The 20,804-nt window shown below is 62.2% G+C and carries 22 protein-coding genes and 1 tRNA gene; 16 read left to right on the forward strand and 7 right to left on the reverse strand.

Translation table 11 applies throughout. The annotated features are described in order from the left end of the window. The first annotated feature begins 328 nt into the window (after positions 1 to 328). The 4 genes from AC2FME_RS02080 (at position 329) to AC2FME_RS02095 (ending at position 3,438) form a co-directional block, all read left to right on the forward strand. Positions 329 to 1,198: a hypothetical protein gene (locus AC2FME_RS02080; RefSeq protein WP_496799481.1), complete on the forward strand. Its 870-nt coding sequence runs from the start codon at positions 329 to 331 to the stop codon at positions 1,196 to 1,198. A gap of 470 nt (positions 1,199 to 1,668) precedes the next feature. Continuing rightward, a complete protein-coding gene (locus tag AC2FME_RS02085; protein WP_496799482.1) occupies positions 1,669 to 2,061 on the forward strand; it encodes a hypothetical protein in 393 nt (130 codons plus the stop codon). Positions 2,062 to 2,104: 43 nt separating this feature from the next. Then, positions 2,105 to 3,088, forward strand: a complete 984-nt coding sequence (locus AC2FME_RS02090; protein ID WP_496799483.1) for a hypothetical protein — start codon at positions 2,105 to 2,107, stop codon at positions 3,086 to 3,088. A 101-nt stretch (positions 3,089 to 3,189) separates the two neighbouring features. After that, a complete protein-coding gene (locus AC2FME_RS02095) occupies positions 3,190 to 3,438 on the forward strand; it encodes a hypothetical protein (protein WP_496799484.1) in 249 nt (82 codons plus the stop codon). Positions 3,439 to 3,451: 13 nt separating this feature from the next. On the opposite strand, the gene AC2FME_RS02100 is transcribed toward AC2FME_RS02095, so the two are convergent. After that, positions 3,452 to 4,816, reverse strand: coding sequence for a tyrosine-type recombinase/integrase (locus AC2FME_RS02100; RefSeq protein WP_496799485.1), 1,365 nt, complete (start codon positions 4,814 to 4,816; stop codon positions 3,452 to 3,454). Between the two features lie 92 nt (positions 4,817 to 4,908). After that, positions 4,909 to 4,995: transfer RNA gene (locus AC2FME_RS02105), tRNA-Leu, on the reverse strand. A gap of 141 nt (positions 4,996 to 5,136) precedes the next feature. On the opposite strand from AC2FME_RS02105, the gene AC2FME_RS02110 reads away from it, so the two are divergent. Beyond that, on the forward strand, positions 5,137 to 5,796 hold the full coding sequence (locus tag AC2FME_RS02110; protein ID WP_496799486.1) for a DsbA family oxidoreductase: 660 nt from the start codon (positions 5,137 to 5,139) through the stop codon (positions 5,794 to 5,796). A gap of 38 nt (positions 5,797 to 5,834) precedes the next feature. Then, positions 5,835 to 6,494 (forward strand): lipoyl(octanoyl) transferase LipB, encoded by a 660-nt coding sequence (gene lipB / locus AC2FME_RS02115; protein WP_496711933.1) that lies wholly within the window; start codon positions 5,835 to 5,837, stop codon positions 6,492 to 6,494. 334 nt (positions 6,495 to 6,828) lie between these two features. On the opposite strand, the gene AC2FME_RS02120 is transcribed toward lipB, so the two are convergent. Further along, positions 6,829 to 7,755 (reverse strand): cation diffusion facilitator family transporter, encoded by a 927-nt coding sequence (locus tag AC2FME_RS02120; protein WP_496799487.1) that lies wholly within the window; start codon positions 7,753 to 7,755, stop codon positions 6,829 to 6,831. A 76-nt stretch (positions 7,756 to 7,831) separates the two neighbouring features. On the opposite strand from AC2FME_RS02120, the gene AC2FME_RS02125 reads away from it, so the two are divergent. After that, on the forward strand, positions 7,832 to 8,245 hold the full coding sequence (locus AC2FME_RS02125; RefSeq protein WP_496799488.1) for a MerR family transcriptional regulator: 414 nt from the start codon (positions 7,832 to 7,834) through the stop codon (positions 8,243 to 8,245). 8 nt (positions 8,246 to 8,253) lie between these two features. On the opposite strand, the gene AC2FME_RS02130 is transcribed toward AC2FME_RS02125, so the two are convergent. Beyond that, entirely contained in the window at positions 8,254 to 8,673 is a 420-nt protein-coding gene (locus tag AC2FME_RS02130) for an HIT family protein (RefSeq protein ID WP_496795992.1), read from the reverse strand. 292 nt (positions 8,674 to 8,965) lie between these two features. Between AC2FME_RS02130 and ctaD the strand changes: the two genes are divergently transcribed. The 3 genes from ctaD to AC2FME_RS02145 all read left to right on the forward strand — a co-directional run bounded on the left by ctaD (position 8,966) and on the right by AC2FME_RS02145 (position 11,895). Continuing rightward, complete coding sequence (gene ctaD, locus AC2FME_RS02135) at positions 8,966 to 10,624, forward strand: cytochrome c oxidase subunit I (protein WP_496682160.1); 1,659 nt, start codon at positions 8,966 to 8,968, stop codon at positions 10,622 to 10,624. Between the two features lie 134 nt (positions 10,625 to 10,758). Beyond that, on the forward strand, positions 10,759 to 11,358 hold the full coding sequence (locus tag AC2FME_RS02140; protein WP_496711931.1) for a 2-hydroxychromene-2-carboxylate isomerase: 600 nt from the start codon (positions 10,759 to 10,761) through the stop codon (positions 11,356 to 11,358). Positions 11,359 to 11,403: 45 nt separating this feature from the next. Beyond that, positions 11,404 to 11,895: a DUF2244 domain-containing protein gene (locus AC2FME_RS02145; RefSeq protein ID WP_496799489.1), complete on the forward strand. Its 492-nt coding sequence runs from the start codon at positions 11,404 to 11,406 to the stop codon at positions 11,893 to 11,895. A gap of 7 nt (positions 11,896 to 11,902) precedes the next feature. Here AC2FME_RS02145 and AC2FME_RS02150 read toward each other — a convergent pair whose 3' ends face one another. Then, entirely contained in the window at positions 11,903 to 12,385 is a 483-nt protein-coding gene (locus AC2FME_RS02150) for a GatB/YqeY domain-containing protein (RefSeq protein ID WP_496682166.1), read from the reverse strand. Positions 12,386 to 12,568: 183 nt separating this feature from the next. Between AC2FME_RS02150 and carA the strand changes: the two genes are divergently transcribed. Both carA and AC2FME_RS02160 read left to right on the forward strand, forming a co-directional pair. Continuing rightward, positions 12,569 to 13,735: a glutamine-hydrolyzing carbamoyl-phosphate synthase small subunit gene (gene carA / locus AC2FME_RS02155; protein WP_496799490.1), complete on the forward strand. Its 1,167-nt coding sequence runs from the start codon at positions 12,569 to 12,571 to the stop codon at positions 13,733 to 13,735. A 90-nt stretch (positions 13,736 to 13,825) separates the two neighbouring features. Continuing rightward, positions 13,826 to 15,739 (forward strand): glycosyltransferase family 2 protein, encoded by a 1,914-nt coding sequence (locus AC2FME_RS02160; RefSeq protein ID WP_496799491.1) that lies wholly within the window; start codon positions 13,826 to 13,828, stop codon positions 15,737 to 15,739. Here the strand turns inward: AC2FME_RS02160 and AC2FME_RS02165 are convergent. Then, positions 15,696 to 16,343, reverse strand: coding sequence for a GntR family transcriptional regulator (locus AC2FME_RS02165; RefSeq protein ID WP_496682172.1), 648 nt, complete (start codon positions 16,341 to 16,343; stop codon positions 15,696 to 15,698). The two genes, AC2FME_RS02160 and AC2FME_RS02165, sit on opposite strands and share 44 nt — an antisense overlap. A 101-nt stretch (positions 16,344 to 16,444) precedes the next feature. Between AC2FME_RS02165 and AC2FME_RS02170 the strand changes: the two genes are divergently transcribed. The 3 genes from AC2FME_RS02170 (at position 16,445) to AC2FME_RS02180 (ending at position 18,731) form a co-directional block, all read left to right on the forward strand. Then, complete coding sequence (locus AC2FME_RS02170) at positions 16,445 to 17,089, forward strand: pyrimidine 5'-nucleotidase (RefSeq protein ID WP_496799492.1); 645 nt, start codon at positions 16,445 to 16,447, stop codon at positions 17,087 to 17,089. Positions 17,090 to 17,211: 122 nt separating this feature from the next. Next, on the forward strand, positions 17,212 to 17,460 hold the full coding sequence (locus AC2FME_RS02175) for a hypothetical protein (RefSeq protein WP_093962490.1): 249 nt from the start codon (positions 17,212 to 17,214) through the stop codon (positions 17,458 to 17,460). 74 nt (positions 17,461 to 17,534) lie between these two features. Next, the gene (locus AC2FME_RS02180) at positions 17,535 to 18,731 is read left to right on the forward strand and encodes a UbiH/UbiF family hydroxylase (RefSeq protein ID WP_496799493.1); all 1,197 of its coding nucleotides are present in this window, start codon (positions 17,535 to 17,537) and stop codon (positions 18,729 to 18,731) included. A 13-nt stretch (positions 18,732 to 18,744) separates the two neighbouring features. Here the strand turns inward: AC2FME_RS02180 and AC2FME_RS02185 are convergent, their stop codons facing one another. After that, positions 18,745 to 19,872, reverse strand: a complete 1,128-nt coding sequence (locus AC2FME_RS02185; RefSeq protein WP_496799494.1) for an aminotransferase class V-fold PLP-dependent enzyme — start codon at positions 19,870 to 19,872, stop codon at positions 18,745 to 18,747. Positions 19,873 to 20,188: 316 nt separating this feature from the next. Between AC2FME_RS02185 and hutC the strand changes: the two genes are divergently transcribed. Next, positions 20,189 to 20,803, forward strand: a complete 615-nt coding sequence (hutC, locus tag AC2FME_RS02190) for a histidine utilization transcriptional repressor HutC (protein WP_496686636.1) — start codon at positions 20,189 to 20,191, stop codon at positions 20,801 to 20,803. Position 20,804 lies beyond the last annotated feature (1 nt).

Genomic DNA, 20,804 nt, shown 5'->3' on the forward strand with positions numbered 1-20,804 from the left:
AAGAGAGCCGTGACCCCGCGTTGACGGTCCCTCGAAGGGCACCTCAGGCGATTAACCCGCCGTATAGAGATAAGACACCCTGAGCGGTCACACCCGGCGGAGCTTTATCGGGCGCTGCCGACGCTGGCTATGCGACGACGGGCGTCTTCTCTCGCGACATGTGATGTTCACTTCACAGTTCCCTCCTTGGTGCCCGCCTCGGTGACCCTTCGGGTTGCCGGGGTGGGTCTCTTTTGGCGCATGCCTTCGGAGGGGCGCGAACAATGCTTTTCCCAACTTGTCACACCATCACGCACAGACATCCCCGCATGCAACAAGGACCAATGACATGCTGAACAGAACTCTCACGAATATCGACCGCAACAAGATCACCACCGACACCACCTTCAGGCACCGCTCAGGCCCCGATAGCGGCACCCATCTGGCCGCCCTCAGGAAGACCCTGCGGAACACCGGGAGGTTGGACCCCGTGCTGGTCTGGCAGGAGGCAGACGCCAAGGGCACCCCAACGGGCCGCTTGGTTCTCCTCGATGGGCACTATCGGCTGGCAGCCTATCGGGCGGAGCAATCCGCCGGGAAGATCGAAGGCCGAGGCATCCCTGTGGTGATGCTGACGGGGAGCCGCATGGAGGCCCATCTGGCCGCCCTCATGGCGAACTCCAAGGACACCCTCCCGTTGACCATGCAGGAGCGCCTTAACGCGGCGTGGCGGCTGGTGCGGACATATCGGAACGGCATCTCGAAGCCCCGCTTGGCGAGGGCCTCAGGGGTTTCCGAACGGACCATACTCAGCATGCGCCAACAGATGAAGAAGTTCGCCGAGGCAGGGGAAAGCCCTGACGGCAACTGGCTGATCGACCGCAGGTTCCCCGTTAAGGGCGATTATGAACCACCTTCAGATGCCGCACGGCAGGCAATGGTCGCCACCCTCTCGCAGGGCATCAAGGCGGCCCTGAACGAGGTGAGAACCCGCGACATCGAGATCATCGCCGACGCGCTACAGGAAGCCCTTGGGGTTCGCCAGTTGGCCACCATCGCGGATTACCTCGGGGGTGGTGATGAGGCAGACGACAGGGACACCTCATGGATGGAACCCGACATCAACGAAGGAGGCTACTTCGACGCCGATGACGGCGACGTTGATGACTTCACGGGCGACCGCACGCAGCCCCGAGAGGTGGCCGCGAGGTTGAACTGAACAGCCCCAAACCACGCAACCCTAGACCACGCAAATTGCGCGGTGCTCACACCCCTTAACGCGCCCCTGTCGGACATCACGGCGGGGGCGTTTTCTATTCCCAAGAAGGAACAACGTCATGCAACTGATACCAGCAACAGCGCCAGCAATAGCGCCCCCGCGACAGCGCCAATCCGAAACCTCAGATGAATACCTGGGCGTGGTCGCCCAACTACTCCCCAACGTCCGTGTCATCGTCTGCGCAGGTAACCACCAATGGGTTCTGCAGAAGCGCGAGAAAGGCACCGGGCGGTGGCCGTGGAAGGCCGTGAGCTACTGCCGCACCCGAAAAGCCCTAACGCGACTGTCCGCCGCCCTGTGTGGACGAGAGCAACCGTCTGCAGCGGCGATGCGCACCTTGGAAAGCCTGCCGGACAACTTCTCGGCATGGACCCCCAGCGACCACATCCTCACAGCGTAAGGAAAACCCAATGACCGCCACATACACCCGTCCGACCAAGACCAAGGCAACCGCCGTGGGAGAGCGCAACCGCGCCCACTGGACCCGCCACCTCCGCAAGAAGCTGTTCTCGCTGGTAACGCCCATCGAGTTCTTGAACGCCGAGGAGGCATCCACCGTCGATACTATCCACCGCCAGATGAAGGCACCGAGGCACCTGCCTTGGGATGATCGCCCGCGCTGGGTCACCACCCGCCTACGCATCGACCAGATGGCCGTGCTGGAGATGCTCCAAGCGCGGCACCTCAAGGCCACCGGGAAGGAAATCTCTAAGGCCGAGGTGCTGGCAGCCCTCATGGCCGAGGGTCTCGAACGCATCCTCGACCACGCGAACTTCGGCGGCAGTCCGTCTGACGCCAACTGACACCGCCCCTCAACACATCCAACCACCGAGCAAGGAACTGAACATGACCAATTGGATCACCGCAACGGGCGCAGAAGAAGCGCCTACATCGAACACCGCAGACCGCAGCATGGTCTCGACCTTCCAGACCGAAGTCGGCAACGGTGGCGGCTGGGAAAGCACAGGCAACGGCAACGCTGTCAGCAATCCCTCGACCAGCTATCAGGCGCGCCCAAACGATGACGAGAGCGGAGGTCTTATGGCAACCGTTCGTTCACAGGCAGGCAGCCCAATCGTGGGCCGTAGTCCCCGTGGCAGCGACATCATCTTGGTGCAGGGCATGCCTGTTGACCTCAACAACGCGGCGCTGCAGGGCTGGGTCACCCGAAATCCCGACGGCTCATTCTCCGACAAGGAGACCCCGGTGGGCCTGAAAGACCCGACGGCTGCAGCCAAGGCACAGACCCCAGCAGAGAAGCCCGCCGACGACCCCAAAGGGGAACCGGAAAGCATCACCTTCGGGGAAGCCGCAGAGGCTACCCTGCAAGAACTGATGGCCGGGCAGAACCCCGGTGACCTGATCAAGACCATGGATAGCGTCCTGCAGCACGGCGACATCGACCAGAACACCATCAACCGCATGGCCTCGAGGGCGGGTGTTGAACCCGAGCAGATGGCCGAGCAGGTAACAACCGTCTGGCACGGTGCCTACGACGCAGCCACGGACTACTTGGCAGGCTTCGGCATCGAGAACGAAGACGCCTTCCAAGCGTTCATCACCTCGGACACCCGGCGTCGGGCAGACATGATGGAAGCCGCAAGGAACTACTTCATGCACAACAAGACCGAGGGTCTGGCCACGATGGCAGAGGCCTACCTGCCCAGCATGGACCGTTACGAAGGCGACCGTGTGAAGGGGATGCTGACCGAGGCTGGCTATGAGTTCACCGACAAGCCCGATGGTGGCATCAACATCATCGTGAATGGTCAGCCCATCTCTTGGGACGTGGCTGTGAAGCAGAAGATCATCACCTTCTCGCGCGGCTGACTACGAACGCGCCCCTGAGCAATCCCGCTCGGGGGCACCCCGCAGGATGCTCGTCATCCGAGGATACCTGCGCCCATCAATCACCATAGGAAATCGACACCATGTCCAACGTCCCATACCGCCCCGTTGTCACCGAGGGCGACCCCAAGCAGAAACCCTCAGCGTGCAACATCACGCAACCCGCCAGCCACGTATCCGCCAACCAGCCCAGCGCCGCACAGATCGCGGCCAAGGGGCAGGATGCATATGCAGCCTATCAGGCACAGAACGAGGCGTGGCGAAAGGCCACCGAAAGACGGCAGAGCGAGGCACCCAAGGGCCGGATGCTCAGGCCTGACGAGATCGAGTGAGCCTCAGGAGGCGCTAGGGGGCCAGAGCGATTGCCTTCTGCATGGCCTCATACGCCGCCCGCAAACGTGCCTCCCCACCACCATAGACGCGGTCTCCAACGCCACCGAGAGAGTGCCCAAGGATGCGGTTTTCATCACGCTGATCAACACCAGCAGTCACCAAGCGGTCTTTCATGTTGTGCCGCAGCGAGTAGACCACATGGCGCGGGTCACTGGTGAATGTTCGCAGGTGCTTCATGAGCGCCTGTGAGACCGCATCGGGGCCAGCATCTCGGGCATACTTGGGGAAAAGCATATGGGAACCCTCTCGGGGCAACTCCAATGCTTCCTTCATCGCAGCCAAGGCATCACCCACCAGAGGCACCGCTCGAATGCTGGTCTTCGTTTTCACGCTCCTGTCCTCGTGCCACCTGACCCATATGTGCGGATAGGGGTGACCCACGAACACGTCTTCGACACGAAGGCCGACAACCTCAGCGCCACGACATCCGGTTCCCTCAAGGATGCGCCATATAAGCCCAAGCTCAGGTCGCCTCAGTTTCCCTGTCATTCGAACCCGCATGGCTTCGAGAACGGGTTCAGGTAGAGGGTCACGAAGTTCCCATTCGTTTTGCGGGGCCTTGTTTGGCGTGGCCAGTGAAATCCCCTCGAAGGGGTTCTTGGCTTCTCTCTCTAGGTCAAATGACTTGATGGCCAAATTCACCATCGTCGAGACCATATCCAACTCCCGCCTGACAGTCCGAGGAGCCAAAGGCTTGCCACCCTTACCGTTGGCAGGGACACTCAGCATGTAGTCGCGTAGCTTGCGCCCATGCGCGTCCCGAAGGTCTGCCAAAGGTAGCTTCCCGAGCGGCCCCAGCGCAGCCTCTACCCTGCGGCAGACCCGCTCCAAGCGGTTCTTCTGATTGCGACCGGGGTTATCCCCAAGCCGCTCTTGCTCATACATGTGTTTGGCATCCAGCATGGTGACAGGAGGCTCCTCGGCATCCGGGGTCATCACGGCCCTGATCATGACCGGGTCAGCACCTCGGCGATGGAGATCATCGGCCAAGACCTCCTGCCTGTCGTCGTCACTCAGGTCGCCCACTATCGCGTCCTTCATGGCAGTGACCTCGGCGACAGCTTCACGCCAGTGTTCAAGAGGAGAGAGCGCACCCTGCCCCGCTGCCTTGCGCTTGGCCTTCGCTACGATCTTCTCGTATTCGGCAAGAAGGGTTTCCTGTTCGGTGACCAGCGCTGCACCTTCGCGGGCCTTCATGGGAACCTGAAAAAATTCTTCGCCCAAAACCCCAGCGACAGCTTTAGGGAACCGCCGCCTGAACCGTTTGCGGCCTCCCGATAGATCGTCAACGTATTTGAGTTTCATCATCACCACCATCGCATGTGTCCCATTTGTGTCCCGTTTTGTGTCTCGGGATGGGCGCGAAGTGCCTGATATACTTGAAAAACAGGCCCCTCAAGGGGGTGATTTGGTGCGGTCGAGAAGACTCGAACTTCCACGGGAGTTACCCCACAGCGACCTCAACGCTGCGCGTCTACCAATTCCGCCACGACCGCACTGCCAATGACTTGGTACGGCGGCGTATAGACGTTTGGCGAATGGATGTGAAGAGGCAAAAACAACCGCATTGGAAATCCCCTGTTTCGACCATATCTGTGCCATCTGGAAACCGACGACCAGCCCGACAGGAGCTTGACATGACTTCGCTCGACCCTCGCCCCACCGTACAGATCGACATCGTGTCGGACGTCGTGTGTCCCTGGTGCATCGTCGGATTTCTGCAACTCGATCAGGCCCTGACGCGCGAGGGCGTCCAGGCCCGGTTGCGCTGGCATCCGTTCGAGCTGAACCCGGCAATGGGACCCGAGGGCCAGAATCTGCGCGATCATATCATCGAAAAATACGGCACTACCGTCGCGCAAAGCCAACAGGCGCGCGCACAGCTGAAGGCGCTGGGGTCCGATCTGGGCTTTGCCTTCAATTTCAATGATGACAGTCGCATCGTGAACACCTTCGCCGCTCATCAGCTGTTGGACTGGGCCGAAGAGCAAGGGCGCCAGCACCCGCTTAAGCTGGCATTGTTCAGCGCATATTTCACCGATCAGAAGGATGTCTCGGACACCCAGGTTCTGGTGGATGCGGCCCGGTCCGTCGGGCTGGACGGCGATGCGGCCCGCGCAGCGCTGACCTCGGGCGCGCATGCGGGACCCGTCCGTCAGAAACAGCAATTCTGGACAAGCCGCGGCATCAGCGGCGTTCCCGCCATGGTCTTCGGCGGGAAATACCTGCTGACGGGCGCGCAAGGCCCGGACACCTACGCCCAGGTGCTGAGACGCTGCCTGTCCGAGGCCGCCTGACGCTTTCCCTTCGCCGGGAACCGGGGTAAGAGGCACGCATGGAATGGAAGATCACAGACGGGCTGACCGACTATGACGCCGCCGTCGCCTTCATGGAGGCGCGCGTGGCCGAAATCGCCGCCGGACAGGCGGACGAGTGCATCTGGCTGCTGGAACACCCGCCGCTGTACACCGCCGGGACCTCGGCCAAGCCCGAAGACCTGACGGACCCCGACCGTTTTCCGGTCTATCCCAGCAAGCGCGGGGGCGAATACACCTATCACGGGCCCGGCCAGCGGGTGGTGTATGTCATGCTGGATGTCGGCAGACGTGGCCATGACGTGCGCCGCTTCGTCAAGCAGCTGGAGGCTTGGGTGATCGCCGCTCTGGGTGAGTTCAATGTCCACGGAGAAATCCGCGAAGGCCGCGTCGGCGTTTGGGTGCCGCGCAAGGACAAGCCCCTGACCGCGTCAGGCAAACCGACCGAGGACAAGATCGCCGCCATAGGGATCCGCCTGCGCAAGTGGATCAGTTTCCACGGGATCTCGATCAATGTCGAACCGGACCTGGAGCATTTTTCGGGCATCGTACCCTGCGGCATCCGGGAATATGGCGTGACATCGCTTGTGGATCTGGGCCTGCCCGTGACGATGGCCGATGTTGATGTCGCCTTGCGCAAAACCTTCGACGAGGTTTTCGAAGCAGCACCCGCCGGGTGATTCTCGGCACCGGCATGTCGGATAGTGACGCAGGGCAACAACAATGCCTTTGTCACGCGGCCGCTGTTTCGCAAAGCAGACGGCTTTTTCCCAAATGTGTCTAAAAATCAGGGTTAATTAACCCAAACACCACTTTAGGTTCACACAATGGCCTCAGTCTGAGGTATTATGAAGAGACCGTTCAAGAGTGAGTGGTATGTTAACCGGTGATCGCGGCCAGCCCGCGAAAATCGATCAAGTGTTTGGTTACGAGTCTGCCGTTCCGACCCCAAATCGGAACGGCAATTCTCGTTTCAGGCCCAACCTTCAATAATTCTCGTTTCAAGCCCTTCCGTCAATCATGCCCGAACCGCGGCGGGGTCTCGCAACCCTGCCCGGTCCGTTCCATCTCGAGCGTCGTGTGGCCAATGGCAAATCGCTCCTGCAAGATCTGCCTGACCGAAACGCGGATGCGCTCGGCCGCGGGCCAGGCGTCGGCCGCGATGACCAGATGCGCGGTCAAGGCCGGCTCGCGCTCCTGCATGCTCCACAGATGGACATGGTGCACGCCGTCGACGCCCTCGGCCTCCTCGATGGCGGAGGCGACCTGTTCGGGGTCCAGCCCGGGCGGCGCGCCCAGCATCAGAACGCGGATCGCCCCGGTGATTTCCGCCTTGACGTGCCACAGGATGTAGAACGCGATCAGGATCGTCACGGCCGGGTCGACCCAGGTCCAGCCGAACAAGATCACGGCGCTGCCGGCCAGGATCACCGCCACCGACCCCAGGGCATCGGCAAGGTTGTGCAGGAAGGCCGCCCGGATGTTCATGCTGGTTTTGGCCATCGAAAAGGTCAAAAGCGCGGTGACCGCATCGACGATAAAGGCCAGCACCGCGATCCAGACCACGATCCAGCCGTCGATCGGCTCGGGCTGAACGATGCGCATCACGCCTTCGTACATCAGGTAGATCGCCAGCACGACCAGCGTGGTATAGTTGACCAGAGCTGCCACCACCTCGGCCCGACCATAGCCGAAACTCATGCGGGGGTCTGACGGGCGGCGCGCGATCCTGCGGGCGAAGAACGCGATGATCAGTGCGACCGCATCCGAGAAATTGTGCAGCGCGTCGGCGATCAACGCCAGCGACCCGGACAGAATGCCGCCGACGATCTGAGCCAGCGTGAGGGCTAGGTTGACGGCGATGGCCCAGGCCACCCGCGCATCCCCCGTGCTTGGGTCGATCTGGTGGTGATGATGCCCGTGGTCGTGTTTATGCGCCATGGAAATCGGTCCTTGTCAGGGTCATGACCAACACCTAATTCCTCTAGTGACTAGAGGTTCAAGGGGGGGGCCGAAAATGTACACGATCGGAGAACTGTCGCGCCGCACGGGCGTCAAGGTGCCCACCATCCGGTTCTACGAAGACAAGGGCCTGCTGCCGCTACCGGAACGCACAGCGGGCAATCAGCGGCGCTATGACGAGGCGGCGCTGGACCGCCTGCGCTTCATCCGTCACACGCGCGACCTTGGACTGCCGCTGGCCGATGTCGAGGCGCTGCTGTCGCTCGAGGGCGCGCAGGGCGACGACCTGAACCGGGCGCACGAGATCGCACGGCGGCAGTTGCATGATCTGCGGGAACGCATCGGCAAGTTGCAAAGGCTCGAGTCCGAACTGGCCCGGATCGCCACTGCCTGTGACGGGCAGCACGATCATGTCTGCGCGGTTCTGCACGCCTTTGGCGCCCATGACGACTGTTCAGGGCCGCACTGAGCGCCGGATCAGTCCAGCGCCGCCCGGATCCGCTCGGCATGCGCGGCGATTTCGTCCAAATCGCCCATCTTGCCCGGCGGCCGCATGGGCAGGCCTTCACGGCGCGGAAGAACATGGAAATGCAGGTGAAACACCTCTTGCCCGCCTGCGGCCTCGTTGAATTGCTGGACGGTCACACCGTCGGCGTCAAAGGCTTTCATGACGGCGCGCGCCAGTTTCTGCACGGTGGCCATGACTGCGGCCAATTGCGCGGGGGAGGCGTCAAGGATGTTGCGGCAGGGGGTCTTGGGGATCACCAGCAGATGCCCGTCGGCGCGCGGCATGATATCCATGAATGCCAGCGTTTCATCATCTTCGTACACACGGGTCGAGGGGATCTCGCCCCGCAGGATCTTGGCAAAGATGTTTTCGGGATCATAAGTGGACATGACAGGTCTCCGGCAATGGGGCTGCGTGTTGTTCTGCGGCCAAGCCCGCGGCGGGTCAAGGCGCGATTCCGCCCTCGGGCAGCCCCAGTCCTTGCAATTCACCCGATCATCCCCAGCTACCGCCTGGTCAGGGCCAAATTCGTGTGGGTGGCCTCTTGCCCCGCGACAATTATTCTTGATCCAGATCAAACTCGGCCATTGAAGGCCGCCCCCTTGCATTCTAAAACCAGCAGGAATCCCGCGCGTCGGAGAGGTCCGGCTGCGCGGTCTATTTGCAACAGGAGGCACCTAAATGGCAGACGCAGCCATTCATGGTCACGATCATGAAGACCAGCGCGGGTTCTTTACCCGGTGGTTCATGTCGACCAACCACAAGGATATCGGGATCCTTTACCTGATCTTCTCGGCCTTTGCCGGGTTCATCTCGGTCGCGATGACCATCTACATGCGGCTAGAACTGATGCATCCGGGCGTTCAGTACATGTGCCTGGAAGGCTTCATGGCCGATCCCTGCACCCCGAACGGACACCTTTGGAACGTGATGATCACCTATCACGGTGTTCTGATGATGTTCTTCGTGGTCATCCCCGCGCTGTTCGGCGGTTTCGGCAACTATTTCATGCCGTTGCAGATCGGTGCGCCGGACATGGCCTTCCCGCGGATGAACAACCTGTCCTTCTGGCTGTATGTCGCCGGCACCTCGCTGGGCATCGCTTCGCTGCTGGCCCCCGGAGGCAACGACCAAGCCGGCTCGGGCGTGGGCTGGGTTCTGTACCCGCCGTTGTCGACGACCGAAGGCGGCATGTCCATGGACCTGGCGATCTTTGCCGTGCACGTATCGGGCGCCTCCTCGATCCTCGGCGCGATCAACATGATCACCACCTTCCTGAACATGCGTGCCCCGGGCATGACCCTGTTCAAGGTGCCGCTGTTCAGCTGGTCGATCTTCGTCACCTCGTGGCTGATTCTGCTGTCGCTGCCGGTTCTGGCGGGCGCGATCACCATGCTGCTGATGGACCGCAACTTCGGCTTCACCTTCTTTGACCCGGCCGGTGGCGGTGACCCCGTTCTGTATCAGCACATCCTGTGGTTCTTCGGTCACCCCGAAGTGTACATCGTGATCCTGCCCGGCTTCGGCATCATCAGCCACGTGATCGCCACCTTCTCGCGCAAGCCGATCTTCGGCTATCTGCCGATGGTCTGGGCGATCATCGCAATCGGCGTGCTGGGCTTCGTCGTGTGGGCACACCACATGTACACCGTCGGCATGTCGCTGCGTCAGCAGGCCTACTTCATGCTGGCCACGATGGTCATTGCGGTTCCGACGGGCGTGAAGGTGTTCTCGTGGATCGCCACCATGTGGGGCGGCTCGATCGAGTTCAAGACGCCGATGCTGTTCGCCTTCGGCTTCCTGTTCCTGTTCACCGTCGGCGGTGTGACCGGTGTGGTTCTGTCGCAGGCCGGTATCGACCGCGCCTATCACGACACCTACTATGTCGTCGCGCACTTCCACTACGTGATGAGCTTGGGCGCAGTCTTTGCCATCTTTGCAGGCGTGTACTTCTACTTCTCGAAGATGACGGGCCGTCAGTACTCGGAGTTCTGGGGCAAGGTGCACTTCTGGATGTTCTTCATCGGTGCAAACCTGACCTTCTTCCCGCAGCACTTCCTGGGCCGTCAGGGCATGCCGCGCCGTTACATCGACTACCCAGAGGCATTCGCCCAGTGGAACTTCGTCTCGTCGATCGGTGCGTTCATCTCGTTCGCTTCGTTCCTGCTGTTCTTCGGCATCGTGTTCTACGCCCTGTTCCGTGGTGCCAAGGAAACGCGCCCGAACCCGTGGAACGAATACGCGGACACGCTGGAATGGACCCTGCCCTCGCCGCCGCCCGAGCATACGTTCGAGCAGCTGCCCAAGCAGGAAGACTGGGACAAGAGCCACGCGCACTGACCCCGGTTTCAAAATAACAAAACCCCGCCATTTCGGCGGGGTTTTTCTTTGCCCCCACGGCCGCCATCGCCAGATCGGCAAAAATCGGGTAATCTGGTCCCTGCCCGACAACTGCGGCAACCTCGGGGGATGCCATGGCCGATATTGATTTTTGGTACTCGATCGGCAGCACCTACAGCTTCCTGACCATCATGCGCTTGGACGCGTGGTGCGAGGAAAACGGCGCGACGGTCACATGGCGCCCGTTCAACGTGCGGGCCGTGATGTCCGAACAGCGAAACATTCCCTTTGCGGGCAAACCCGTGAAATCGGCCTATATGTGGCGCGATATCCAGCGCAGGGCGTCCAAGTACCACATCCATGCGCGCCTGCCCGCGCCCTATCCAATCTCGGATCTGGAGCTGGCCAATCAGGTCGCGCTGCTGGGCATGTCCGAAGGCTGGGGCAAGGGCTTTACCCAGGCGCTGTACCGGATCTGGTTCGAAGAGGGGGTCGAGGCCGGCAGTGAGCAGGCCATCTCCGAGGCCCTTTTCCGCTGTCAGCAGGACCCGTTGCCGGTACTGGCCCGCGCCCGCACCCCGCAGGCCGAGGCCGCGCTGCAGGCCGAAACCGACACCGCCATCCGCCTGGGCATTTTCGGCGCCCCAAGCTTTGTCGTGGGTGGCGAAGTGTTCTGGGGCGACGACCGGCTGGAAGACGCGCTCTCGTGGGCGCGGGTCGGGCATGTCGTGTGAAATTGCCCATCGACAACACGGGCACGACCGCTATTTTTTGTCGTGATGCCGTATCACTGGGAAGACACATCAGATGCCGAGCAGCGCCTGCGCCTGTGGCCGCACAACTCGTTGCCGCCGCGCGGTGCGATGGCCGTCGTTCTGGCGGTCTTTCTGTTTGGACTGATCCCCCTGCTGGCGGTTCTGGGATCGGTCCTTCTGTGGGGGCTTCTGCCGTTTCTGCTACTGACCGTGGCCGGGCTGTGGCTGGCGTTCGAGGCCAATTACCGCGCCCGCAGCGTCCACGAGGTTCTGACCCTGTCCGGCACCCAGGCCCATCTGGTGCGCCATGCCCCACGAGCCCCTCGGCAGGAATGGCAGTGCAACCGATACTGGGCCCGCCCCGAGATCCACCCGACCGGCGGGCCGGTGCCAAATTATGTCACCCTGTCGGGCGAAGGCCGCGTCGTCGAAATCGGTGCCTTCCTGTCCGAGGAAGAGCGCGTTTCCCTCTACAACGACCTGGTGAAACGCTTGCGCGATCCGGCGGTCGGCTGAGACAACCTCAGCCGCCGTTCGAAACGCTGCACAGGTGGTCTTTGACCAACGGCCCGACCTTGCCGAAATCCATCCGGCCGGCATAGCGCGATTTCAGAGCCCCCATCACCTTGCCCATGTCGCGGATCGAACCGGCTCCGGTCGCGCTGATCGCCGCCTCGATCGCGGCGGCGACTTCGTCGTCATCCAGTTGCTTGGGCAAGAATTCCTCGATCACCTCGACCTCGCGCAGTTCGCGTTCAGCCAGGTCGAGGCGGCCGCCCTCCTCGTAGGCGCGGGCGCTCTCCTTGCGTTGCTTGCTCATTTTCCCAAGGATCTCAAGCACATCCGCATCGCCGCAGCCGTTGGCCTCTTCGTTGCCCTCGGCGCGCTTGGCAATGTCGCGATCCTTGATGGCGGCATTGATCAGCCGCAGGGTCGACAGGCGCTCGGTGTCCTTGTCTTTCATTGCTTGCTTCAGGGCGGTGGTGATCCGCGTTCGCATATCCATCTGCTCAATTCATCCCCATGGCAACGGAACCCCGAACATATCCAAACAGTTTTCATGACACAACACCCTTGAACTTTTGTTAAGCCGTTGAAAAACAACAAAAGCCCGAAAATTGAACAGGGTTGACCCGAGGCACCAACCCCCTTAGTTATGCGCCGATTTACCCAAAAGGAGAGTCGCGCCATGGCCCACAACGCCACGTCTAAGCCCACCGCATGTCTGGCACTGGCCGACGGAACGCTCTTCTTCGGCACCGGTTTCGGCGCCACGGGCCAGACCGTGGCCGAGCTGTGTTTCAACACCGCGATGACCGGCTATCAGGAGATCATGACCGACCCGTCCTATGCCGGTCAGATCGTCACGTTCACCTTCCCGCATATCGGCAATGTCGGCGTCAATCCCGAGGATGACGAAACCGCCGATCCGGTGGCGGCAGGCATGGTCGTGAAATGGGACCCGACCGAGCCATCGAACTGGCGCTCGGCCGAGCGGCTGACCGACTGGCTGGCCAGGCGCGGCCGGATCGCCATCGGTGGGATCGATACCCGCCGGCTGACCCGCGCGATCCGTCAGCAGGGCGCCCCGCATGTGGCCCTGGCCCACGACCCCGACGGCAATTTTGACATCGAGTCGCTGATCGCTGCGGCGCGTGGTTTTGCCGGGCTGGAAGGGATGGATCTGGCCAAGGAGGTGACCTGCGCCCAAAGCTACCGCTGGGACGAGATGCGCTGGGCCTGGCCCGACGGCTATCAGCGGCAACAGGCACCCCTGCACAAGGTCGTCGCCCTGGATTATGGCGCCAAACGGAACATCCTGCGCTGTCTGGCCTCGGCCGGGTGCGACGTGACCGTGCTGCCCGCAACCGCCACCGCGGCAGAAGTTCTGGCCCATGACCCCGACGGCGTGTTCCTGTCCAACGGTCCGGGCGATCCGGCCGCCACCGGGGAATACGCTGTGCCGATGATCCGCGAAATTCTCGACACCACCGACCTTCCGGTCTTCGGGATCTGCCTTGGCCACCAGATGTTGGCGCTGGCGCTGGGCGGGCGAACGGTCAAAATGAACCACGGCCACCATGGCGCGAACCACCCGGTCAAGGATCTGGAAACCGGCAAGGTCGAGATCACGTCGATGAACCACGGGTTCGCCGTGGACGCGCAATCGCTGCCCGAAGGCGTGATCGAAACCCACCGCTCCCTGTTTGACGGTTCGAACTGCGGCATCCGCGTGACCGACCGTCCCGTCTATTCGGTTCAGTACCATCCCGAGGCGTCCCCCGGCCCGCAGGACAGTTTCTACCTGTTCGAACGGTTCGCGCAGGCCATGGCGGACAGAAAAGCCCACGCTTAAACCACGTTGGCTGCGATATGCGCAGCCGTTAACCTGGGATTAACCTTGATTGAGCAACTCTGCCCGAGTGACTTCGGGCAGGGTATCAATATGGTTGAGTTGAGTTTTTCGGATCAGGGTCCCGCGACAGCAGTGGCCGGATCGGAGATTTGGAAGCCCCTTGGCGCCTGTTTGGTCGATGCGGGAACGATTACGCCCCAACAACTGGACGCGGCGCTGCAATCGCAAAAGCGACAGAAGGCACCGTTGGGCGAGATTCTCGTCAGCGAAAACTGGGCCACGCGCAAAGATGTTCTGTGCGCTTTGCGGCATCAACGCCGGTTGCAATTCGCCGATCTCGAGACCTCCCCTCCGCCTGCCGAACTGTGCGCCCTGCGCCCGGTGCAATTCTGGATCGAACACAACGTCATTCCGTGGATGCGGGTCGGGCCGATCCTTATGGTGGCCACCGCCCGCCCTGATCGGTTCGACGTGGTGGCCGATCGCCTGCGCGACTGCGCGCAGACGGTCCTGCCGGTCTTGGCCCAAGCGGACCAGATCGACAATGCGATCGCGGACCGGTACAAGACGCAGCTGGCCCAGGCTGCAGAAACCCGCGCCCCACTGAGCCAGAGTTGCCGTGGGTGGAATCTCGGTTCGCGGTTCAAGCCGGCTGTTGCGTTTCTGATGGCTGTCGCCGGGCTTGCCGCCATCCCGCAGCTTGGTCTTTCGGTGCTGTTCTGGGCCGCGGTCGGCACGTTGACATTGTTTCTGGTCCTGCGTCTGGCTGGCGTGGCGGCCTATTTCGCTCCGCGAAGAACACGCCAGACCGAATTGATGGAATCGCCTGCCCGGCTTCCCAGCGTTTCGATCATGGTTCCATTGTACAAGGAACGGGAAATCGCTGGCGCTCTGGTCCAGCGTCTGCAACGTCTGACATACCCCAAGGCGCTGCTGGATGTCGTCCTCGTGCTGGAGGAGAAGGATGGCGTCACGCGCGCGGCGCTGGAAAAAGCCGATCTGCCAAGCTGGATGCGCACGATCGAGGTACCGGCCCTGGGCGATTTGACCACCAAGCCCCGCGCCATGAACTATGCGCTGGATTTCTGCCGGGGCGAGATCGTGGGCGTTTGGGATGCCGAAGACGCCCCCGTGCCGGACCAACTCGAGACCGTGGCTCGCCATTTCGCAAAGGCGCCCGAAGACGTGGTCTGCCTGCAGGGGGCACTGGATTTCTACAACCCGCGAACCAACTGGCGCGCCCGTTGCTTCACCATCGAATACAGCGGCTGGTTCCGAGTGATCCTGCCGGGAATCGCCCGGCTGGGGCTGGTCGTGCCGCTGGGAGGAACGACGTTCTTCTTCCGCCGCGACAAGCTGATCGAGCTTGGCGGCTGGGACGCACACAACGTCACCGAGGACGCGGATCTGGGCCTGCGCCTGACCCGCGCTGGCTATCGCACCCAGATCGTGGACACCACGACCTATGAAGAAGCGAATTTCCGCGCCTGGCCTTGGATCAAGCAGCGGTCACGCTGGCTCAAAGGCTTCATGGTCACCTACCTGGTGCATATGCGGTCTCCGACGCGGCTGCTGCGCGACCTTGGGGCGTGGCGGTTTTTCGGGGTTCAGGCCTTCTTTCTGGGCACGGTCGGACAATTTCTGCTTGCCCCGGTGCTCTGGGCCTTCTGGCTGGCCTCGGTCGGGTGGCCGCATCCTTTCCAGGGCATCATAGCGCCGGAAATCCTGCGCGGTTGCGTCTATCTGTTCCTGACCGCCGAAGCCGCGAACATCATCGTGGGCACACTGGGCGTGGTCTCGGGCGGCCGTCGGTTCCTGATCCCATGGGTGCCCACCATGGCGCTGTATTATCCGCTGGGCGTGATAGCCGCCTACAAGGCATTGTGGGAACTGGCGGCCAACCCGTTCTTCTGGGACAAGACCCAGCATGGCCAGGCAGCCGAAGAAAACCTGCCCAAGCCTACTTTTCGCGCCGGATTGCGTCCTGTTTCAGACGGGTCATGAACGCGACCGAGATATGCTCTTTCAGCGCCCGGTCCGCGGCCTCCTCGTCGCGGGCCGCGATGGCGTCAACGATCGCCTTGTGCTCGTTCTGGGCGATCTCGCCCCGACCTTGCGCTGCCAGCGACGTGGTGGCCATAAGCGCCATCGTGCGATGCACAAGATCCAGTTGCTGCACGAGATAGCGGTTGTGCGACGCCAGGTGGATCTGTTCGTGGAACCGTCGATTGGCGCGCGACAGGGCGACCGGGTCACCCACAAGTGCGTCGTCGGCCGCGACCATGTCCTGCAATACCTTGATTTCTTCCTCGGTCGCATGCCGCGCGGCCAGCCGGGCCGCCAGCCCCTCCAATTCACGCCGGACGACATAAAGCTCGGCCATCTGGTTGTGGTCCAGCGAGGCCACGATCAGCGACCGCCCGTCACGTTCAAGCAGCGACTGCGTCTCAAGCCGCTGTAGCGCCTCGCGGATCGGGGTGCGCGACACGCCGAACCGCTCGGCCAGTTCACTTTCCACCAGCCGGTCACCGGGTTTGTACACCCCTACGTCGATCGCTTCGAGGATCAGGCTGTAGGCATCGGTCTGGGGCTGTCGGGACTGGTTCATTGGGTCAGGTCTCTCCTCGTTCGGACCTGTCTATCCGGGCCATGGGTCTGCAATCAAGTGCGCCATTGAAAACCCGGTGGCCACGGCCTAAACCCAACCCCATGGTCAAGCCTGCGTTTTCACATGTCACTCAGTGGGTGTTCGATCTGGACAATACCCTGTATCCGCCGCACATGCGCCTGTTCGATCAGATCGAGGTGCTGATGACGGAATACGTGGTCGAAGCCCTGCGCGTCGACCGGGCCGAGGCCGACCGACTGCGTCAACATTATTGGCGTGAACACGGCACCACGCTGGCCGGGCTGATGGCCGAACATGATCTGGACCCCGAGCCCTATCTGCACGCGGTTCATCAGGTCGACCTGAGCCACATCGAGCCCGACCCTGCGCTGGCCGCGCATATCCGGGCCCTGCCCGGGCGGCGCATCGTCTACACCAACGGCAGCGCGCCCTACGCCGAGCGGGTTCTGGCCTCACGCGGGTTGGATGGGCTGTTCGACGCGATCTATGGGGTCGAACATGCGGGGTATCGCCCCAAACCCGACAAGGCCGCGTTTGAAACGGTCTTTGCCCGCGACGGCATCCAACCCGACCGCGCCGCCATGTTCGAGGACGAGCCGCGCAACCTGAAGGTCCCGCACGACATGGGCATGCGTACGGTGCATGTTGCGCCCGATCCTCATGACGCGGATCACATCCACCACCACACCGATGACCTGACCGCCTTTCTCGCGCGCCTGATCTGAACCACCCGAGATTGCGACGAAATGCGCCTGCGCGCAGCCCGAAACTGCGACGATCCGCGCATTCTGCAGATGCAAAGTCGTTCCTACATCAGGCTCAGCGACGAACAGAACTGGAGACCCCGATGACCGCAATCGAGATGCCCGGCCGCCTGCCCTTTTGGCAGCGCCTGCTTTTTGCAATTCCCCTGTTTGGCTGGCTGGCCCGCGATGCGGCCAATGGAAAGCCCGAGGATCTGGGCTATACCGTTGCGGCGCTGGTCAGCATGTGGGGCTGTTCCGCCCTGTTGTTCGGCCTGCCGGGCCTGTATCTGCCGGCCTTGGCGATGGTGCCGGTGATGTTCCTGATTCTGGTCCTGATTTCACGCGGCTAGACCACGGGACAGGATGTCACTTGGCGCAGGCCCCAGAACCGCACTAGGGTCCGCAGGCAACGGAGAGTGACGCGATGACCGACAGTTGTGACATCCTGATTTCCGGCGGCGGCATCGCCGGGCTGACCGCGGCGGCCGTATTCGGCGCCGCAGGGTTCGACGTGATCTGCGTGGACCCGACCCCACCCGTCACCGACCGAGACGCCGACGGGTCCGACCTACGCACCACCGCGTTTCTGCAGCCGGCGCACGGCCTGCTGCAGCACTGCGGATTGTGGGACCGGCTGGAACCTTACGCCGCGCCGTTGCAGATCATGCGCATCGTGGACGCGGGCGGCGACATCCCCGAGCCGCGCGTGGTGCGCGATTTCAACGCCGCCGATATCTCGGATCAACCCTTTGGCTGGAACCTGCCCAACTGGCTGCTACGGCGCGAGATGGTGGCCCGGCTGCACGAACTGCCGAATGTCGATTTCCGCCCCGGCACCGGCACCGTCAGCCTGTTCACCCGCACCGCCGAGGCGCGTGTGGGTCTGTCCGACGGCACGCGCATCCGCACCAAGCTGGTGATCGCCGCCGACGGCCGCAACTCGCCGATGCGAGAGGCTGCGGGGATCAAGGTCCATACCACGCGATACGGGCAAAAGGCATTGGCCTTTGCGGTGACCCATCCGATCGCCCATGAAAACGTCTCGACCGAGATCCACCGGTCCGGCGGGCCGTTCACCCTGGTCCCCCTGCCTGACTGGCAGGGCCAGCCCTCGTCGGCGATCGTGTGGATGGAGCGCGGCCCACGCGCGGTCGAACTGCTAAACCTGCCCGAGGCCGAGTTCGAAGCCGCGATGACCGAGCGGTCCTGCGGCCTTTTTGGGCCGCTGAAACTGGCCTCACGCCGGACGATCTGGCCGATCATCAGCCAATCGGCCGAGCGCCTGTCGGCCCAGCGCGTGGCGCTGATGGCCGAGGCCGCCCATGTGGTGCCCCCGATCGGGGCGCAGGGGCTGAACATGTCACTGGGAGATCTGCGCAGCCTGCTGGACCTGGCCCAGGCACGGCCCGAGAGTCTGGGAGATGCCCAAATGCTCGACGCCTATCACAAGGCCCGCCACGCCGAGATCGAACTGCGCGTCAAGGGGATCGACCTGCTGAACCGCGCCTCGATGGTTGAGGCACGGCCGTTGCGCGATGCGCGCGCCGCAGGGCTCAACGCGCTTTATTCGATGCCGGTGGTGCGCAAGACGCTGATGCAGATGGGCCTCGGCGTGCGCTGAGGCCCGTTCGGGCCTAAAGCACCTGATCCAGCACCCGCTTCAGCCGGGCCACCGTGCCATCGACATCATAGAGCTTGTCCAGCCCGAACAGGCCCAGACGGAAGGTGCTGAACCCTTCGGGCTCGTCACATTGCAAAGGTACCCCGGCCGCGATCTGCATGCCCAGCGCGGCAAACTTCCTGCCGTTCTGCACCTCGGGGTCGTCGGTATAACTGACCACCACCCCCGGTGCCCCAAAGCCTTCGGCAGCGACCGAAACGCCCCCCTTGTCGCGCAGCATCGCCCGCACCGCATTCCCCAGCAGCCATTGCGCGTCGCGCAGCTTGTCGAACCCATAGTCACGGGTCTCCAGCATCGTGTCCCGGAACGCCCGCAGCGCATCGGTGGGCATGGTGGCGTGATAGGCATGGCCGCCGCCCTCATAGGCCTGCATGATCTGGCGCCATTTCTTCAGGTCCAGCGCGAAACTGTCCGAGGTGGTCTCGGCCAGCCGCGCCTCGGCGCGTTCAGACAGCATGACCAGACCAGCACAGGGCGAGGCGCTCCAACCCTTTTGCGGCGCCGAGATCAGAACGTCCACGCCGGTGGCCTTCATGTCGATCCAGGCACAGCCCGAGGCGATGCAGTCGAGCACCATCAGCGCACCGACCTCGTGCGCTGCGGCAGCCATCGCGTTGACATAGTCGTCCGGCAGAATGACCCCGGCCGAGGTTTCCACATGCGGCGCGAACACCACGCCGGGTCGCTGGCTGCGAATGGTTTCGACCACCTCGTCGATCGGCGCAGGCGCAAAGGGCGACGGGCTGGAATTCCCCGTTTGACGGGCCTTCAACACGGTGGCTGACGCCGTCAGCCCCCCGGTTTCGATAATCTGGCTCCAGCGATACGAGAACCAGCCGTTGCGTACCACCAGCACATTGGCGCCACGGGCGAATTGGCGGGCCACAGCCTCCATCGCGTAGGTTCCGCCACCCGGCACAATGGCCACGCCATCCGCGCCATAAACGCTCCGCAGCATCCCTGAGATGTCGCGCATCACCTGCTGAAAAGCCTGCGACATGTGATTGAGCGAGCGGTCGGTGAACACAACCGAAAACTCCTCAAGCCCCTGTGGATCGACGGTTTCCAACAATGCGGGCATGGAGGCTCCTTTCAAGTTTTGATTTTTTAGAAATAAGACACAAACTATGGGAATGGGCTGGCCATTATCAACAATTGACCCAAGGAAAATGTCATTTTGATATTCTCGAATGCAACAGTATCGGCCGGAACGGCAAAAATGACGCCAACCAGTATCAGGTGATCTTTACACTCTGGCGTGTTTCTGAACAGATACGCTCAGCCGGAACCTGAACAGGAATTTCCAGACAGTGAATGCTCACAAGCGTATCAGTTTTCAGTTTGTTCGTGACGAAGTCAAAAGGCGGATTGAAACCCGTGTCTGGCCACAAGGCGCATTGCTGCCGACCGAGACACAGCTGGCCGAGGAATTCAACTGCGCGCGGGCAACCGTGAACCGGGCGCTGCGCGAACTTGCCGAACAGGGCTTTGTCGAACGCAAACGCAAAAGTGGCACTCGGGTCAAGAAATTGCCCAGCAAGCAGGCCAAGCTCGAGCTGTCTGTGGTCAAGCAAGTCGTTGAAGACCAGAATGCCGCCTATCGCTATTCACTTGTGGAACGGAATGTGGTGCCCAGCCCCGGTTGGCTCAGCTCGCAACTCAGCCTGCAGGCAAATGCGCGGGTGCTGCACGTGGTCTGCATGCATTATGCAGACAACCGTCCTTTTCAGCACGAAGAACGGTGGGTCAACATCGCCGCCGTCCCCGAAATTGAAGCGGCCGACCTAGAGCGGACATCGCCGCATGAATGGTTGCTGGACGCCGCGCCGTTTTCGGTTGCCGAAATCGCCTTCAGGGCAATTTCCGCCGACAGCGGCCTTGCCGATTATATGGGTACAACGACCGCAGCGGCGATGATGCAACTGGAGCGAACCACCTGGAAGGACGGAGTGCCATTGTCCTTTGCGCGCATGACCTTCCACCCCGGATACTGCATCCGCACCCAGTACTGAA

It is taken from the genome of Ruegeria sp. BHSC026, assembly GCF_059613065.1.

Coding starts and splice junctions, on each gene's coding strand:
- AC2FME_RS02120 (WP_496799487.1), bottom strand. CDS start 7,755: ATGGCGCATAAACACGACCACGGGCATCATCACCACCAGATCGACCCA.
- AC2FME_RS02095 (WP_496799484.1), top strand. CDS start 3,190: ATGTCCAACGTCCCATACCGCCCCGTTGTCACCGAGGGCGACCCCAAG.
- AC2FME_RS02085 (WP_496799482.1), top strand. CDS start 1,669: ATGACCGCCACATACACCCGTCCGACCAAGACCAAGGCAACCGCCGTG.
- AC2FME_RS02170 (WP_496799492.1), top strand. CDS start 16,445: ATGGTCAAGCCTGCGTTTTCACATGTCACTCAGTGGGTGTTCGATCTG.
- carA (WP_496799490.1), top strand. CDS start 12,569: ATGGCCCACAACGCCACGTCTAAGCCCACCGCATGTCTGGCACTGGCC.
- AC2FME_RS02140 (WP_496711931.1), top strand. CDS start 10,759: ATGGCCGATATTGATTTTTGGTACTCGATCGGCAGCACCTACAGCTTC.
- AC2FME_RS02160 (WP_496799491.1), top strand. CDS start 13,826: ATGGTTGAGTTGAGTTTTTCGGATCAGGGTCCCGCGACAGCAGTGGCC.
- AC2FME_RS02150 (WP_496682166.1), bottom strand. CDS start 12,385: ATGGATATGCGAACGCGGATCACCACCGCCCTGAAGCAAGCAATGAAA.
- AC2FME_RS02145 (WP_496799489.1), top strand. CDS start 11,404: ATGCCGTATCACTGGGAAGACACATCAGATGCCGAGCAGCGCCTGCGC.
- AC2FME_RS02100 (WP_496799485.1), bottom strand. CDS start 4,816: ATGGTGGTGATGATGAAACTCAAATACGTTGACGATCTATCGGGAGGC.
- AC2FME_RS02110 (WP_496799486.1), top strand. CDS start 5,137: ATGACTTCGCTCGACCCTCGCCCCACCGTACAGATCGACATCGTGTCG.
- AC2FME_RS02185 (WP_496799494.1), bottom strand. CDS start 19,872: ATGCCCGCATTGTTGGAAACCGTCGATCCACAGGGGCTTGAGGAGTTT.
- AC2FME_RS02125 (WP_496799488.1), top strand. CDS start 7,832: ATGTACACGATCGGAGAACTGTCGCGCCGCACGGGCGTCAAGGTGCCC.
- AC2FME_RS02130 (WP_496795992.1), bottom strand. CDS start 8,673: ATGTCCACTTATGATCCCGAAAACATCTTTGCCAAGATCCTGCGGGGC.
- AC2FME_RS02165 (WP_496682172.1), bottom strand. CDS start 16,343: ATGAACCAGTCCCGACAGCCCCAGACCGATGCCTACAGCCTGATCCTC.
- AC2FME_RS02090 (WP_496799483.1), top strand. CDS start 2,105: ATGACCAATTGGATCACCGCAACGGGCGCAGAAGAAGCGCCTACATCG.
- AC2FME_RS02180 (WP_496799493.1), top strand. CDS start 17,535: ATGACCGACAGTTGTGACATCCTGATTTCCGGCGGCGGCATCGCCGGG.
- AC2FME_RS02080 (WP_496799481.1), top strand. CDS start 329: ATGCTGAACAGAACTCTCACGAATATCGACCGCAACAAGATCACCACC.
- AC2FME_RS02175 (WP_093962490.1), top strand. CDS start 17,212: ATGACCGCAATCGAGATGCCCGGCCGCCTGCCCTTTTGGCAGCGCCTG.
- lipB (WP_496711933.1), top strand. CDS start 5,835: ATGGAATGGAAGATCACAGACGGGCTGACCGACTATGACGCCGCCGTC.
- ctaD (WP_496682160.1), top strand. CDS start 8,966: ATGGCAGACGCAGCCATTCATGGTCACGATCATGAAGACCAGCGCGGG.